This is a genomic window from Terribacillus saccharophilus, from assembly GCF_002272745.1.
Classification (GTDB): domain Bacteria; phylum Bacillota; class Bacilli; order Bacillales; family Amphibacillaceae; genus Terribacillus; species Terribacillus saccharophilus_B.
The window spans coordinates 70,939-87,662 of record NZ_NPBD01000002.1 but is presented as its reverse complement, the minus strand read 5'-3'; the positions used below and the strand labels follow the sequence as shown (position 1 = coordinate 87,662).

Here is a 16,724-nt window from a genome sequence, read left to right as displayed (position 1 = left end):
GAGGAATTTTGCCTAAAAAGCGACATTCTGTAAGAATTTAGCCTAATATACTCGTATTTGATTCGACTATACCGCATATAGCCCGTTTATTCTACATAAACTGACAAAATACCATGAATTTCTGCTTATTGACCTTCTTCTTGCTCGCTATCTTCTTTCTCCTTCTCGGCAGGCTCGAAATAGGTGCCCACTCCCATATGAAGTACACCATCGACTTCTGGATCAAGCTGCGCCGCAATACTAGGATACGCCTCCATGTTTGTGGCGAAAGTGCGGATCGTTCCTTGCACTTCCCTGCCGTCGTTCATGAATAGCTGAATGACGAATTGATTGTCTTCTGTCGGCTTGTAATGTATCTCAGATATGAGACCGGTTATAGAAGCTGGCAGCTGGCCAAGCTCTTCTGCCATCTCTTTAAGATACTTATCATCAGAAAAACCATAGAGTGTCGGGGCATCCGAATTTGGCTGATCCCATTTCTTCTCAGAGATACTGCCATTGGTAAGCAGCGCGCGATAACTGTCATCCTGCTGCAGATACCCTACTCTCCCAAGCTCCGTCACTTTGATCGTGACAGTGGCAGGAAAGCCTCGGCTTATTGATACCTTTTCGACTTCTTCATTTTCTTCTATCCGTTTGATTGACTCATCCTTATCAATTCGCCACATATTATCTGAAGTAGTCAGTCCGCTGCTTTGAATAATAGTTTCTTTAGGCAGAAATTCATTTCCTTCCACTTCAAGACGGTGAATATTGCTTAGTGGCGATTGCAGATACACAATGATGAAAATTAGTACGAAGAAAATAGATAAGTAGAATATAAGTCGTCTATTCGCCTTTTTCTTTCTCGCTTGTTTTAATTTCGGGATACGGTCTTCGATGGAAACAATTTTCTTTTTTTCGCTCATTTCCTCTTCTTCCTATGCTGTACAGTCGAAAAACTGCTTGTATTGTAATTATCAAATTATAACACATTCATTTAGCGGAAAGAGTCAGTAACCAACAAATTGTAAATAATCCGCCTTTTAAAAAGGTTTCTTTACCTAATTATATAAGAAGCTGCCATTCTCCTTCTTCAATGGGACAAGAAATGAAAACTTCTATACATCTTCCTTTGCCCTCATTCTCTCCCATTCTACCATTACATTCGTTTTAGCACCCTTTGTTTTGTCGGTCAAGCCTCGTTTTTATAACGGTAAAATTATCCACTTCCATATTTATAAAAAGTATTCAGCTTAATCATGGTACAGAAAAAGAAACCCCTATTAAGAGGTTTCTTTCCACAAATCATCTGAAATCCCGATAAGCTGCTTTGCAAGAATTTCACGTGCAAGATTGTTGGAAGGCCCCATTACAATACCCGCTCTGGCATCACGGTAAAACCTTTCCAGCTTTCCAATTTTATAACCGTAGCCTCCGGTAATGTCCATGGCTATTTGGGCAATCTTATTTACTGTATCTGAAGCATGGATTTTAAACGACAGCAAATCCTGCTGGGTAGACGAACTGAGCTTTCCAGATTCATTGTGAAGCTCATGATCAATCTCGGCACGAAGCTGATTCAACCAGGCAGTAAGACCTTTATGGTGAATCACTGCTTTGGCAAGCAGACTGCGGATAACCTGATAGTCACCAAGACTCTTGTCAACATCACGGTGATGATTTCGTTTTGCGTAATCCGTAACTGTATCAATTATACCACCTGCAAGCCCTGTCCAGACAGACCCAAGTCCAAGCAGGTAAGCGATACTTGTTTCCACAATCGTACGGCCAGCCCCTTCACTTCCTAGCAGATTTTCCTTTGTTACTTGTACGTTATTAAGCGTAAGCGACGAGCTATGATTCCCTCTTACTCCGAGTGCATCCCAGTTTCCAAAGCTTAAGCCCGGGTTCGTTCCTTCAATGATAAAATAACTTAAATCATCTGATGTATCGGCGTGTGGTGAACCAGTTTGGACAATATAGAAATCGGCAAATCCACTGCTTGTTGTAAAAGATTTTTCCAAATTCAGCTCGTAGCCATCCGATGTGTGTTTTGCTCGGCTCGTATTAATCCAGTATCTTCCTCCAGAGGTTCTTTCACTTGTAGAGGTTGTGCCAAATCGCCCCTCTTGTACAGGTTTCAGCCACTTGTCATGCTGCTCCTCTGTACCAAACCTGTAGATTGCATCAGCCGCTTCCACATGCATTGTGTAAACAAGACCAGTGGAGGGACAGTGTGCTGCTATTTTTTCTGCTACAATCAAAAATGCTTTGTATCCTGCATGAAGGCCGCCTAAATGTTCCGGCAACAAAATTCCGTTCAATCCTTTTGCTGCAAGTGCCTGCAAATTTGCTTTAGGAAAGACTTTCTCTCGATCAAGCATATCTGCAGATGGGGCAATTGTCTGGTATACTACGTCATCAATCAGTGAATGGATGGACTCTAGTTTGGTTTCTATTTTATTTATCATGATATTACACCGTTTGCTTCCCATGTTCCTGAACTGTTTTTCCGATTTGGCGAGCAGGATGATGATCTGGCAGTCTGCTATTTCCACTCAAATTCTCGCGCAAAGTAGCTCCTTCGTAATTGCTTCGGATCCGGCCTCGCTCCTGCAGAATCGGCACCACATGATCAGCAAGATCTTTAAATGTTCCTGGAGTTACGGCGTAGGCTATATTAAATCCATCAACTCCAGTCTGTTCCACCCAATCTTCCATTGCATCAGCTACTTGTTCTGGTGTTCCGGCGACTACAGGACCAATTCCTCCGATACCTACGAATTCAGCCACTTCGCGGACAGTCCATTTTTTATTCGGATCAATCTTCGTGAACGTTTCGACCGCTGAATGGATTGCTTCATTTTCAACAAAACGAAGCTCTTCTTCCGGATCATATTCTGAAAAATCGATGCCAGTCCAGCCACCTAATAGAACCAGACCTCCTTCATAGCTCGCATGACTGCGATATTGTGCGAGTTTTTTCTGTGCTGCTTCCTCTGTCTCTGCCACAATCGGAGTAAAGAGGCTCATCACTTTTATCTCTTCTGGATTACGCCCTTGACGTTTCGTTTCCTCACGCAATTTGTCTACATAACTCTTTGTCACAGCAACAGTCGGTGTACTGATAAAGACACATTCTGCATGCTTAGCGGCGAATGCTCTTCCTCTTGACGATGAGCCCGCTTGGAAAAGCACCGGCGTGCGCTGCGGAGAAGGTTCGGACAGATGCGCCCCCGGTACGGTGTAGTAAGTTCCCTGATGATGGATATCATGTACTTTTTCTGGATCAGTGTACACTTTTCGTTTCGTGTCACGAACTACTGCATCGTCTTCCCAGCTGCCTTCCCAAAGCTTATAGCACACTTCTACGTATTCCTCTGCAATATTATAGCGTTCATCATGTTTAATCTGCGTATCCAAACCCAGGTTTTTAGCTGCACTTTCTAAATAGGAGGTAACAATATTCCAGCCGACGCGGCCTTTAGTTAAATGATCCAGTGTAGATACGCGGCGTGCAAAGCTGTAAGGATGCTCATACGTAACAGATGCAGTGATTCCGAAACCTAGATGCTTGGTGACCTGAGCCATTGCCGGCACAACAAGCAGCGGATCATTTACTGGCACCTGAGCTGCTTGACGGACCGCTCCTTCCCTTGAGTTCTGGTATACATCGTATGTTCCAAGTACATCAGCCAAAAATAAAGTATCAAACTGGCCACGCTCCAATACTTGAGCTAGTTCTGTCCAGTAGTCCAAGTCCTTATAACGATGTGCTTGATCGTCAGGATGTGTCCATAACCCCGGTGATTGATGTCCAACACAATTCATATCAAATGCATTCAAATAGATTCGTTTATTTGTCATTTGGAAGACCTCCTTTAGTTATCTGACAGCAAACTCTTCTGTTGCATGTATTTGTGCCTTTGAAGCAGGTGCTAGAAATGGTGTTAATAGAAAACTAAGTGCATAAAGAATGGCGAATCCCCATACCACACCAATAATCCCTAAGTAATTGTTCAGTACACCGACAAGCACTGGTCCTAGGAACTGACTTGCTCCTGCTCCTAAATTAAGTACCGAGATTGCCGCACCGCGGTTAGCCGGAGCAAGTGTCGGCAATATTGCAGACAGCGGAACGAATGCTGCAATCGCCGCACCGAAAAGTATGGCATTCAAGATAAGCAGTGGAATGCTTGCTCCGAATGCTACCGGGATGTAGTAGTAAAGCAAAGAACAAACAGCTGCACCCACACAGCCAAACCAGCGGACTACCTTTACCCAGCCAATTCGATCACCTATCATTCCAAATAACACTCCAGCTGCCATATTACTGACTGACTGTATTGCCCAAAGCTGAAGCCATTGACTAGTTGAAATATCTAACAAACTAGTAAAAAAACCTGGCATGACAACAACAAATCCATACCATCCTGATGTGTTTATCGTCCGAAGCAGGCCGCCAGCAGCAACACGAGGGTTTTCCCAAAGAATCGTAATTCCTTTTAGCGCTTCTGCCCATTTATTATTAGAGTTCTGACCCTGGATCTTGACTCCTTGACGATCTTTGTCATCCACCAATGCAACACCTAGTATCCCTCCTAGGATAATCCAGATAAGTGAGCTCCAAAGCGTTGCCATTTCTCCAATAAACGGAAGCAGAATACTTGGATAATACGAGCCAAGAAAACCGATACCCCCAGCAAACATAAAGAAGAACCATCCCATTGCCGTCGCAAGCTTATGTTTTTCCGTACGGTAGGCAATCCACACAATAAAAGCAAAAGCAAACAGCGGGTAGCCAAAGCCGCGCAGGCCGTACATGAGCACCATCATTGAAAAACTCTCCAAGTGAAGACCAAGATAAAGAAATCCTATCTCAAAAACAACCCATGTGACGACCCCAATCAGCATCGTTTTTCGAGGTCCGATGACTTCCCCAAGCACACCGGCGAGCCAAGAAGCAAAAGTAAGTACGATACCGTAAGCACTAAACATAATTGCTGACTGATTGGTAGTGAATCCTATGTCGACAACATATTTAGAAAGAAATGCCTGTTCAATACCATCTCCTGTCATGAACAACAAAATTGCAAGTAACCCGCCAATGACCTGAATCGGAATACCAAACAATGTTTTCTTAGCCTCCATTACTTACCTCCTTTACTTCACTACACTGGCTGCATGATTTCGGCGAATCGCCTCAACAAGCTGATTTGTTTGTGTTTGTATTCTTACACCAGTTTCTTTGTCTGAAACTGGATGTTCTGGGTTCTCCTTGTTGATATGATGGTCGCATAAATACACTCCCTGCAAGGACTCTCCCTTAAGATTGGCAATTAGCGGCTTTAATGTATAATCTATCGCAAGCAAATGTGCCGGACTGCCGCCTGTCATAATGGGCAGTACTGTCGTATTTTTAAACGCGTCCTGAGGCAATAAATCAAGTAAAGATTTTAATACACCGGAATAGGCTGCTTTGTATACGGGAGAAGCAATAATTAACCCTTTGGCATTACTGACAGCCTGCCCCGCTGCCACAATTGCAGGACTGTTAAATCTTGCATAGACCAGATCCTCCGGAGCAAAATCGGTAACACTTATTTCCTTAACGGTAAAGCCTTTCTCTTCAGCCAATTTACCCGCATAGTTCGCTGCCAGCTTTGATCTTGAATGCTTGGATGGACTTCCTGATAGAATAATAATGTCTGTCAATTTGTCATTTCTCCTTTTTTGTGTAATAGAGTGACTAAACGAAAAAACTCTCTTTTCCGAAGAAAAGAGAGTTTGAAATAATCGCCCGCACTCTTATCTCCCAAGATTTTAATCTTGCTGGATTTAGCACCTTTCTGACATCGTCAGAGGTTGCTGAAGCTTCATCGGGCCAGTCCCTCGGCTTCTCTGGATAAGAACTGTATGAAATTGTCTTTAATGATACGTGCGCCATATAAAAAAGTCAATATTAATTGTCTAAAAATTTTTAATATAGTGCTTATTTGATTTCACTTTCTGCAGGGTAAGTTCTAATTCTTATGTTTTCAGAGTTTGCTGTATCTGCTTACATTGAGCAGTATGCCGACTGAGCTCAGCGTAAGTGTAAGCGAAGATCCACCGTAGCTTAAAAACGGCAGTGTAATACCAGTAACTGGAATCAAGCCTATAACAACACTGATATTAATCATGCATTGGATAGCGATCATACCAGTGATACCTAATGCCAGCAAACTGCTGAAGCCATCAGGCGCCCGAAGCGCGACTTGTATGCCTCGCCACAGAAACAGCAAGAAGAGAAGCATAACGCCTGCGCCGCCGATGAACCCGAGCTCCTCTGCTAGAATGGCAAAGATGAAATCCGTCTGCGGCTCTGGCAAGTAGAAGAATTTTTGCAGACTGTTGCCTAAGCCCATCCCCATTAACCCGCCAGGTCCGATCGCATATAGGGATTGGATGATCTGGAATCCTTCCCCTAACGGATCTTCCCACGGGTCCAGAAAAGCTGTAATACGCTGAATACGATATGGCGCAGACAAGATGAGCGCTGCGAAAGCACCCAGTCCTAAAATTCCCAGACCGACGAAGTGTGAGATTCTGGCTCCGCTCACTAAAATCATCACCATACAAGTAAGTACAAGTACCACACCAGTTCCAAGATCAGGCTGGAGCATGATCATACCGAAAGCTGTAAACACGAGCAAGAGCGAGGGCAGGAATCCTTGTCTCAAGGAAGTTATATATTTCTGCTTAGCCGAAAGATAGACAGCTAAATAGATAATCAAGCCCAGCTTCGTAAATTCAGAAGGCTGGATACTGAAGGCCCCTACCCCGATCCAGCTCCTTGCACCACCGCGGACCAATCCGACACCGGGAATCAAGACGGCAATGAGCAAAACAAAGCAAATCAAAAGTAAAACCTTCGCATATTTCCGCCAAATCTCATAATGCAACCTGGAGATGACCAGCATAGCTCCTAAACCAACACCGGCGAACAATAGCTGCCGCTTGGCAAAAAAGAAGCTATCATCAAATTTATATTCCGCCCATACAGCAGAAGCACTATACACCATGATGATACCGATCGTCAGCAGGCCTCCGATGGAGAAGAGCAATAGCCAGTCCGTCTTCGGAAGATTAGATTTACGCAAAGAAAAACCCCATTTCCTTAGATTGGAATTGGGGGTCCGCATGCAGCGAAGCGGCTGAGCAGGACAAGCCCCTACTCTAAGGTATGCACCGCTTCAACAAACATGTCTCCTCTTTCTTCAAATGTACGGTACTGATCCCAGCTTGCACATGCTGGAGACAGCATAATCACATCGCCGCTTTCAGAGATGCGATAAGCAATTTCAGCTGCCTCTTTGACATCCTTCGCATGTTCGATAAGCTCGATCCCAGCCATATAAGCAGTCTCTCGCAATTTTTCAGCTGTTTCACCAAAGACGATCAATGCTTTCACATGTTCCATAAATGGAACAAGTGTCTCAAACGTATTACCGCGATCTAAACCGCCTGCAAGCAGGATGATCGGCTGATCGAACGATGATAATGCTTTGGAAGTTGCCAATATATTAGTAGCTTTTGAATCGTTATAGAACGCCCGGCCATTAATGTGCTTGATATACTGCAGCCGATGCTCAACGCCTGAAAAAGTCTTCAATACTTGCTGAATACCTTCATTAGTTGCTCCGGCTAGCTTAGCAGCAGCGACAGCAGCAAGTATATTCTCCAGCTGGTGGCCTCCGACAAGCAAGATGTCTTTCAATGCAGCTATCGGTTCATCTTTGAAATATACATGTGTATCATCATACCATGCACCGTCTTCCAGCTTTCTTGAACCAGAAAAAGGAACAAGTGTTGCTTTTGCTGCTTTGACAATGTCACGAAGCCGCTCATCTTCCGCATTATAAACAAGATAGTCGCCTGCATCTTGATTACGGAAAATATTCGCTTTTGCTTGTTCATAGTTTTCAAGAGAATGGTGATAATCCAAATGTGCTTCAAAAATGTTAAGCATAACGCTTATGTTCGGACGGAACTGATCAATACCTTGGAGCTGGAAAGATGAAAGCTCCAAAACAAGCCGGTCATCTTCTGTTGTCCTGTCGGCAACTTCGGATGCGGCTGTACCGATATTCCCCGCTACGTAGGTACTTACTTGACTTTCTTTTAGCATCTCATAAGCAAGCGTTGTCGTCGTAGTCTTACCATTTGATCCGGTAATACCGATCAAAGTGCCTTTATGAAGCAAGCCAGCAAGTTCGACTTCTGTCAGCACTGGAATATTTCTTTCCATTGCTGTTTGTACAATCACATTTTCATAACGAATACCTGGGTTCTTGATCAAGACATCTATTTCTTCCAAGAGTTCTACTTCTTGCACACCAAGCTTCACTTGAGCGCCTTTTTTCTCTAAGATTTGGACCAGTTCTTCTTGATTGGATGCATTCAGGTCGCTAACCCGAACATTGCGTCCGTGGGCAAGCAATGTGCTGGCAGCAGCAAATCCACTCTTGGCCAAACCTAGTACAAGTACGTTCTGATATGGGAATTTGGTTTCAAAATCACTCATCATAATCCCACCTTCATGTAAACACCGATGACAGCGAATAATAGTCCTACAGCCCAGAATGTCGTTACAACACGCCATTCCGACCAACCGGACAATTCATAGTGATGGTGAAGCGGGCTCATTTTGAATACCCGTTTTCCGGTCGTTTTGAAGGAAATGACCTGGATCATTACTGAGAGTGTCTCGATAACGAAAACACCGCCGATGACAATCAGCAAAATTTCCATTTTAGTAAGGATGGCCACTGCTGCAATTGCGCCGCCAAGTCCCAATGATCCTGTGTCTCCCATAAATACCTTTGCAGGATGCGCATTGAATACAAGGAATCCTAGCAAAGCTCCGACTACCGCCAATGAGAATACTGTAATTTGTGTCTGTTGTACGTCATAGTACGCTACCACAGCAAAAGCTCCGAATGCAATCGCAGCAGTACCTGCCAAGAGACCATCCAGTCCATCTGTCAAATTGACAGCATTGGATGCCCCGACAAGCATAACAAGAATCAAGAAGAAATAACCCCATCCGAGGTCCCACTGAATCGATGTTCCCGGAATCTGTATGTATGTACCGAAATCATTGTATCGAAGCAGTGCATAAAAAACGATTGCAATAATGATCTGGCCAATCATTTTCTGCTTGGACGTTAATCCAAGGTTACGTTTCATTGCCACTTTAATGTAGTCATCCAGGAATCCAAGCAAGCCGTATCCGATTAATACGAATAATAGCAGCCACGTTTCCAAGCTAATATGGATATTGCCTATTGCATGCATGATCCATGTAGATACGACAATGCTGATCATGATCATCACGCCGCCCATCGTCGGTGTACCCGACTTTTTCATATGGGATTTTGGTCCTTCCTCACGAATACTCTGACCGAATTTCAACCTGCGCAGAAATGGTATGATTATTGGAGAAATAAGGACGGTGACGATGAATGCTACTGCAATTGTCACAAGTAATAATGCCACGTTCATTGATGTTTTCCTCCTTTAAAAAGCACCCGTCCAGTGTATTACTGGCGCCAGTGGCGCCATGTTTCTAATTACCAGCTATTAATTCTCTTCCATAACAGCGATTGTGTCAAGTATGGATTCAAGCTTCATGCCGCGTGATGCTTTCAGCAGAACAATTGTATCCTGTTGCAGCAATGGCAGCACTGCCTCAGCCAAGGATTCCTTGTCGCGGAAGTGAACGGCTGTGATTGGTGTGTCTTTTAATGCATCGGTAATTTCATCTGCATCCTCACCAATCGTAAATACATGCGTAGTATCCGCGGTGATAGCTTCTGCAATGTCCCGATGATAGCGTTTGGATTCGGCCCCTATTTCATAGATATCACCAAGCACGAGAATACGTCTGGCAAACGGCAAGCCCTGTACTGTTCCAATGGCTGCTTTCATCGAAGTTGGAGAAGCGTTATATGCATCATTGATAATTTTACTTCCATTCTTCCCGGCAAGCTGTTCCATACGCATTCCTGTCATTGACGGAGTATGCAATGCATGCTGGATTAGCTGCTGGTTGACACCCAGCTCTTTTCCGAGCACGATTGCATAGCCTGCATTCCGTACATTATGCGCACCTAGCAAAGAAAATGTGTAATTTTCACCGTTCACTGAAAAAGCAGTAGCTGCATCAAGTGTCTGCTCAATCTTGAGCTGCTGTTTATTATACTCTTCAAAGCCACACGTGATCGTTGTCTCTTTATTGTGATGGAACCCAAGTAGAGGCTCATCTCCATCAATAATCAACACGCCATCTTGAGCTAAGCCAGCTGTAATCTCACTCTTTGCCTTGGCAATGCCTTCTCTTGAACCGAGGAATTCGATATGCGACTCCCCGATATTTGTAATGATTGCATAGTCCGGCTGCGCAATGTGCGACAATAGCTCGATTTCACCGAAGTTACTCATACCCATTTCTAAAACAAGCACTTCACAGGAAGGTTGCATAGATAATACAGTGAGCGGCAAACCGATATGATTATTTAGATTGCCTTTGGTCGCCAGCACTTCATATTTCTCTTTCAAAACGCTAGTAACTAGATCTTTTGTAGTCGTTTTACCGTTCGAACCGGTGATGCCGACAACAATCGGATCAATTGCTTCGCGATGCACTTTAGCTAGTCTTTGTAATGCTTCCAGCGTATCATCAACCAGGAAAAGCACAATACTCGAAGCAGCTTCCGGAATCGGTAATGATCTGTCCCACAAGGAAGCAACTGCCCCCTGTGATACTGCCTGCTCAATGAAAGCATGTGCATCAAATCGTTCTCCCCTAATTGGGACAAATAAACTGTCTGGCGCTTCTTTTCTGCTATCGGTATTCACTTCTGCAATGATGAATTCCTGCTGCTTCGTTGCATCTGGGAACACATCATATAGGAAATCACTTGAAAATAGCATGGTCATTCTCCTAATCCCGCTCTTTTGATGGCTTCTGCTGCAACAAGACGATCATCGAAATCAAGTACTTGATTTCCTACGATTTGATATGTCTCATGCCCTTTACCCGCTATCAAGACGATATCATCATCTCCAGCGATTTCGATGGCACGCTGAATTGCATCCGCTCGGTCTGGGACGATTACATACTGATCGGATTCCAATCCTTGGACCATGTCCACAAGAATATCTTGCGGATCCTCAGAACGCGGATTATCTGCAGTGAAGATAGATGTATCAGAATACTGGACAGCTTTTCCTGCCATAAGCGGGCGTTTTGTCTTATCGCGGTCACCGCCACAACCTACTACAGTTATTATACTGCCCTTCACGAATGATTTTATCGTCGTTAGGACATTCTCCAACGAATCTGGTGTATGTGCATAGTCTACAATTACTCCAAATGACTGTCCAGCCATGACAGGCTCAAACCGGCCCGCTACGCCAGTCGTCTCCTGCAATGTGCTGCAAATGGTCTCAAACGGAATACCGCTGCACATAGCCGCTCCTACGGCAGCAAGCATATTATAAACATTAAATTTACCCATCAGTTTGCTTGTAATTCTCGCTTCGCCCTTCGGTGTTTGAAGCAAGAAAGTAGTACCATTGGAAGCCAGCTGAATATCCTTGGCCATAATGTCTGCTTTCTTATCAATCCCGTACGTGCAAATTGGTTGTGCAGTTGATTTAGTCAATGCTTCTGCATAACGATCATCTGTATTGATTACTGCGTATTTCGGATGTTCTGAGTCAAAGGTATTACCTAGCTGAGAGAATAAAAGGCTTTTTGCATGGAAATAATCCTCAAAGCTTTCATGATAATCAAGATGATCCTGAGAGAGATTCGTGAATACAGCGATATCAAAATCGGTGCCATGCACTCTTCCCATGTCCAAAGCGTGAGAAGATACTTCAATGACAGCTGTATCGACTCCTTGATCAACCATCTTCCGGAATCCTTTTTGAAGGAACAGCGCATCCGGTGTCGTATTCTTCACTGGAAACGTCTCGTCCTTGATCTTCATTTGAATCGTACCAATCACACCAGTAGCTTCCTCGTTAGCACGGAATATACTTTCCAGTAAATATGTCATGCTCGTCTTGCCATTGGTACCAGTGATACCGATTACCCGCATATCTTTCGAAGGATGAGCATAGAAAGCATTCGCTAATGGAGCCATAGCGCGAAGTGTGTCTTTTACTAGTATAACTGGAATGGATACATCCAGCGGACGTTCGGCCAAAATGGCCGCCGCCCCTTGCTCCTCGGCCTGTCTGGCAAACGTATGTCCGTCGACTACAGCTCCGTCTATGCATATGAATAGATTGCCAGATTTAATTTCCCGGGAATCGATTGTTATACCGGTAATATCGATTTGATCATGAGCCGCCTGCTGTTCATAGAAAGGCAGTGCGGATAAAAGTACTGCTAGTTTCAAAGTTGCCACGTCCTTCATTTATCCTTACAAAATGCAAAGTTATATTTATTTTGATTGATTGAGGCGTAAAAACCTTTCCCCATTATACCAGAATTTATGTCCGCAGGAATGGTTCATCCGATTTATTCAGGCGGGTTTTCGGATAAATACAGCCTGATAGTCGATCCTGCCTCCATCTTTGTGCCAACTTTTGGTTCCTGATCGATAATATACTCGCCACTTCCGCTCAATTCCAGATTCAGCGTTGTATAATATTCTGTCAGTTCTCGCTTTTTCATACCGACAAAATCAGGTGCTTCTGCCGGCGGTTCTTCCGGCCAACTGTACGATTTCTCTAAACCGTCCGTCTGCGGTTTTACTCCCATCGAACGAAGACTGTCCTCAAGAATAGTACCTACAATCGGTGCAACAACCTTACCACCGAACTGAATCGTGTTTTTCGGGTTATCGATTGCAACATAGACGACGATTTCCGGGTCATTTGCAGGTGCAAATCCCACAAAGGAAAGAATATAATTATTGTCCATATATGTTCCGTTTGCTCCCACTTTCTGGGCTGTTCCCGTTTTGCCGCCAATTCGAAATCCTTCGCGATAGGCTCCTCGACCTGTACCTTTTGCTACAACGTTTTCTAGTGCATGACGGACTTGTTCGGATGTATCCTCTGACACTACCCGTCGTTTCATGACTGTCTCGGTGGCTGTCTCCGCATCACCGGTAACTGGATCCTTCCACGACTTTGCGATGTGCGGCTTATACAAATAACCTCCATTTATAGCAGCTGATACACCCATCACTTGCTGAATAGGCGTCACGGAAACACCTTGTCCGAAAGCGGTGGTAGCTGTCTCTACCTGCCCGATCTTTGTGGGGTCGAATAAAATACCTTTTCCTTCCCCTTGCAAATCGATACCAGTTTTCTCACCGAAGCCAAAATCCTTAATATATGAGAATAGGCGATCCGTTCCGAGTTTCTGTCCTAGTGACACAAATCCCGGGTTACAGGAATTCTGTACAACTTCTAAATATGTTTGATCACCATGTCCGCCGCGTTTCCAGCAATGCAGTGTGGCACCATCCACTTTTATTGCACCACTATCATGAAAATGATCGTTCTCAAGGTCAACCACCTTCTCTTCCAATGCGGCAGCGAGTGTGATGATCTTGAAAGTACTACCTGGCTCATAGGAACTCCAAATCGGCAAGTTCCGGTTATACGTATCAGGATCGGCTTCATTGTAATTTTCCGGTTCAAATGACGGTCTCGAGGACATTCCCAGGATTTCACCTGAATCTGGATCTACGGCCAATGCTATCGCACCGTCCGGATTGTATTTTGCTTCTGCATTATCCAGTTCCCGCTCAATAATTGTCTGGATATCAGAATCAATCGTCAACTGAAGGTCCAGACCATCCGACGGTGGCGAATAGACATCAGCCATATCTTCCAAACGATGTCCTTTTGCATCAGAGAAAAACGACAGGCTCCCCGATTCTCCGCTCAGTTCTTCATCGTAGTATGCCTCCAGACCCATTAATCCCTGGTTGTCTATACCACTGAAGCCAAGTACATGAGACAGATAATCACCATTTGGATAGTGCCGTTTCGAATCTTTGGCAATATAGACGCCTTCCATGTTCAGCGCCTGAATTGCTTCTGCTTGCTCCTCAGAAATTTTTCGTCCTTCAGGGTGAATCCTTTCGATAGATGCTTTCTTCGTCACATGCTGCAACGCCTTGTCCTTTTCCATCCCAAGAATTTCTGCTAGCTTCTCTGCTGTATTGTCAGGATCCTTGATCTGACGTGGTACGACCATGACAGTCGGTGCAGACACATTCTCTGCCAGCACATCCCCATTACGGTCGAGTATCTTCCCTCTTTCAGGCTCAAATGTGATATTTCTGCTCCAGGAATCCTCAGCCTTGTCCACCAAGTCCTTACCTAAGACGAACTGGACGTATGCTAATCGGATTCCGATAACCAGGAACACGATAAAAGCCAAAACAAAAACAGTGACCAACCGCTTGCGCATCGTAACATTGGATACTCTCTTCAAACAAATCTCTCCCTCGTATACAAAGGTAGGCTTGTATCCATGTTATGACGGTTGGCAAGCGGATAGACCACTGTCCGGTTTTCTTACGTCGAGAATTCGACAGCAAGATAGTCGTTCTTATTCAGTTTCGTTCCTTTTTTGATACTTTGTGTCTTGGCATAGCCGCTATTGATTGTTTCAACATCCAGCTGGAGCAGTTCTCCCAATTCAAGCACTTCACGCATGGACCACCCATTAATATCAGGCATCGTTGGTTCATCCGTTACGATGACTGCACGTTCACCCTCAAGAACGGTTTGACCGCTTTCAACACTCGTTGTGGAGACTTTATCTCCTTCACCGACAACAACTACATCCATGCCAGTATCTTCTAAGGCTTTCTTCGTTGCACGAGTAGACATACCTTCAATATCTGGAACTCGTTTTTCAGAAACTTCATTTTTTTCGTCGGCTTGATCCGGACTGATATCCATGTAATGCAGCGCGTTTTCCATTACATTTTTGAAGATGAAGGAAACAGGTTCGCTGCCTGTCTCTGTAGCGCTTAATTCAGGCTGCTGCACAGAAACATACATAATTAATTCCGGATCGTCAGCGGGTGCCATGCCAAGGAAGGAGAATAGATAGTTCTCTTTCCCAGTCATATATTTGCCGGTTTCCGAATTTGGAATCTGGGCTGTACCCGTCTTTCCAGCCACACTATAATCATCCAATTTATATGGTTTACCTGTACCATGTTTAGATGTTACGACAGACTCAAGAATCTTCAAAGTCTCATCAGCTGTTTCTTTCGAAATCGGTTCCGCTTGAACTTCTGCTTTCTTCTGCTCAACTACTTTCTTCGTATCAGGATCAAAAATTTTATCAATGATATGAGGTGTCGCCATTTTACCATCATTGGCAATAGCACTTGCAGCAGTAATCATTTGGATTGGCGTAGCAGTAGATCCTTGCCCAAAAGATGTACTGATTTTCTCCGCCTCATAATTGTACAGAATTGTTCCAGCTATTTCTCCTGGCAAATCTATACCAGTCTTTTGGTCGAAATGAAATTTCTTCAAATATTCCAAGAAGGTATCTTCACCAATCTTATTCGCAACAATATTTGAAACCGCAACGTTTGAGGACCTTTGAATCCCCTCTAAGTAGCTAATTTCACCCCAACCAGTATCCCAGTCACTGAACTTCGTCTCATCATCAACTTTATATACTCCGGATTTATATTTTTCATCCGGATTCCACTTTCCCTCTTCTATAGCCGCCGCAACAGTAAACATCTTCATAGTCGATCCTGGTTCCATCGGATTGGAAATGGCGTCGTTGTACCAGTTTTCCACATTTTCCGGATTATTTGGATCATAGCTTGGACGGTTGCTCATCGCTACAATTTCACCTGTTTTTGGATTCATGACGACTGCACTGATTTTCTTTGGATTCCACTTTTTATCCACTTGAGTGAGTGTATCCTCCAGTAATGTCTGGATCTTCTGATCAATCGTAAGATATACATTATCACCGTCATTAGCTGCGGTAACTTCCTCATTTGGATTCAAAAGCTTAAAACCATAACCATCCCGCTCATATGAAATATTACCGTTTTTACCTGCAAGTTGATCATTGAGCTGTTGTTCAATACCTGTCATACCAGTGATTAATCCGTCTTTCCGCTGTGCTAAACCAATTACTTGTGAAGCAAAAGTACCATTTGGATAGAAGCGCTTTGCTTCTTCTGTGAATTGAATCCCCGGCAATTCAAGTTCTTCGATTTCCTTCTTTTGATCTTGCGATAATCCTTTTCCTGCGGATCCGAACTCCACTTGCCATAGACCTTCATCAATGCCTTTTTGAAGACGTTCTTTTAAGTCTGAAGGATCAGCTTCAATGATACTCGCTATTTCTTCTGCTGTCTTATCCACATCTGTCACATGGATCGGGTGATCCTTATCCGCGGAATACTTTTCACTAACAATCGCATAAATAGAATAAGTTGGCTGATCATAAGCCAACTCCATTCCATTGCGATCCAGTATCTTCCCTCTCGTTGCTTCGAGCGTATACGAGTCGGTCCGCTTACTTTCCGCGAATTCTTTTAAATTGACTCCGGCAACTTCACCGGATGCCTGGATGAACAAGAAACGTCCAGCTAAGACAAGAAAGAGCAAGGCAAAGGCAGATAACAGAAACATCGCCATTCTTTGTGTCGTCTTGTTCTTTTTCATATTGACAGTAC

General features: G+C 44.0%; 12 protein-coding genes and 1 riboswitch. All 12 genes read right to left on the bottom strand.

Annotated features, from left to right (window positions below; all coding sequences use genetic code 11):
* Positions 1 to 125 precede the first annotated feature (125 nt).
* Positions 126 to 908 (bottom strand): cell division protein FtsQ/DivIB, encoded by a 783-nt coding sequence (locus tag CHH58_RS02280; protein WP_095234572.1) that lies wholly within the window; start codon positions 906 to 908, stop codon positions 126 to 128.
* Positions 909 to 1,265: 357 nt separating this feature from the next.
* The gene (locus tag CHH58_RS02275) at positions 1,266 to 2,453 is read right to left on the bottom strand and encodes an acyl-CoA dehydrogenase family protein (RefSeq protein ID WP_170937498.1); all 1,188 of its coding nucleotides are present in this window, start codon (positions 2,451 to 2,453) and stop codon (positions 1,266 to 1,268) included.
* A gap of 4 nt (positions 2,454 to 2,457) precedes the next feature.
* Entirely contained in the window at positions 2,458 to 3,849 is a 1,392-nt protein-coding gene (locus tag CHH58_RS02270; protein ID WP_095261961.1) for an LLM class flavin-dependent oxidoreductase, read from the bottom strand.
* An 18-nt stretch (positions 3,850 to 3,867) separates the two neighbouring features.
* Complete coding sequence (locus tag CHH58_RS02265; RefSeq protein WP_095230971.1) at positions 3,868 to 5,133, bottom strand: MFS transporter; 1,266 nt, start codon at positions 5,131 to 5,133, stop codon at positions 3,868 to 3,870.
* A 12-nt stretch (positions 5,134 to 5,145) separates the two neighbouring features.
* The gene (gene ssuE, locus CHH58_RS02260) at positions 5,146 to 5,697 is read right to left on the bottom strand and encodes an NADPH-dependent FMN reductase (protein WP_170937497.1); all 552 of its coding nucleotides are present in this window, start codon (positions 5,695 to 5,697) and stop codon (positions 5,146 to 5,148) included.
* 90 nt (positions 5,698 to 5,787) lie between these two features.
* A riboswitch (SAM riboswitch) is annotated at positions 5,788 to 5,894 on the bottom strand.
* A gap of 126 nt (positions 5,895 to 6,020) precedes the next feature.
* Complete coding sequence (gene spoVE / locus CHH58_RS02255) at positions 6,021 to 7,124, bottom strand: stage V sporulation protein E (RefSeq protein ID WP_255220247.1); 1,104 nt, start codon at positions 7,122 to 7,124, stop codon at positions 6,021 to 6,023.
* 71 nt (positions 7,125 to 7,195) lie between these two features.
* Entirely contained in the window at positions 7,196 to 8,548 is a 1,353-nt protein-coding gene (gene murD / locus CHH58_RS02250; protein WP_095230974.1) for a UDP-N-acetylmuramoyl-L-alanine--D-glutamate ligase, read from the bottom strand.
* Entirely contained in the window at positions 8,548 to 9,528 is a 981-nt protein-coding gene (gene mraY, locus CHH58_RS02245) for a phospho-N-acetylmuramoyl-pentapeptide-transferase (RefSeq protein WP_038559955.1), read from the bottom strand. Before mraY ends, murD begins: the two co-directional genes overlap by 1 nt.
* Before the next feature lie 78 nt (positions 9,529 to 9,606).
* Positions 9,607 to 10,959: a UDP-N-acetylmuramoyl-tripeptide--D-alanyl-D-alanine ligase gene (locus tag CHH58_RS02240; protein WP_095230975.1), complete on the bottom strand. Its 1,353-nt coding sequence runs from the start codon at positions 10,957 to 10,959 to the stop codon at positions 9,607 to 9,609.
* Positions 10,960 to 10,961: 2 nt separating this feature from the next.
* Positions 10,962 to 12,437, bottom strand: coding sequence for a UDP-N-acetylmuramoyl-L-alanyl-D-glutamate--2,6-diaminopimelate ligase (locus CHH58_RS02235; RefSeq protein WP_249275010.1), 1,476 nt, complete (start codon positions 12,435 to 12,437; stop codon positions 10,962 to 10,964).
* 122 nt (positions 12,438 to 12,559) lie between these two features.
* Complete coding sequence (locus tag CHH58_RS02230; protein ID WP_095230977.1) at positions 12,560 to 14,494, bottom strand: stage V sporulation protein D; 1,935 nt, start codon at positions 14,492 to 14,494, stop codon at positions 12,560 to 12,562.
* An 83-nt stretch (positions 14,495 to 14,577) separates the two neighbouring features.
* Positions 14,578 to 16,713 (bottom strand): penicillin-binding protein, encoded by a 2,136-nt coding sequence (locus tag CHH58_RS02225; protein WP_095261959.1) that lies wholly within the window; start codon positions 16,711 to 16,713, stop codon positions 14,578 to 14,580.
* Positions 16,714 to 16,724: the final 11 nt, after the last annotated feature.

What these genes read in the sequence shown, in the direction of transcription:
- CHH58_RS02280 (WP_095234572.1), bottom strand. Translation starts at nt 908, where the DNA reads ATGAGCGAAAAAAAGAAAATTGTTTCCATCGAAGACCGTATCCCGAAA.
- CHH58_RS02275 (WP_170937498.1), bottom strand. Translation starts at nt 2,453, where the DNA reads ATGATAAATAAAATAGAAACCAAACTAGAGTCCATCCATTCACTGATT.
- CHH58_RS02270 (WP_095261961.1), bottom strand. Translation starts at nt 3,849, where the DNA reads ATGACAAATAAACGAATCTATTTGAATGCATTTGATATGAATTGTGTT.
- CHH58_RS02265 (WP_095230971.1), bottom strand. Translation starts at nt 5,133, where the DNA reads ATGGAGGCTAAGAAAACATTGTTTGGTATTCCGATTCAGGTCATTGGC.
- murD (WP_095230974.1), bottom strand. Translation starts at nt 8,548, where the DNA reads ATGAGTGATTTTGAAACCAAATTCCCATATCAGAACGTACTTGTACTA.
- mraY (WP_038559955.1), bottom strand. Translation starts at nt 9,528, where the DNA reads ATGAACGTGGCATTATTACTTGTGACAATTGCAGTAGCATTCATCGTC.
- CHH58_RS02240 (WP_095230975.1), bottom strand. Translation starts at nt 10,959, where the DNA reads ATGCTATTTTCAAGTGATTTCCTATATGATGTGTTCCCAGATGCAACG.
- CHH58_RS02225 (WP_095261959.1), bottom strand. Translation starts at nt 16,713, where the DNA reads ATGAAAAAGAACAAGACGACACAAAGAATGGCGATGTTTCTGTTATCT.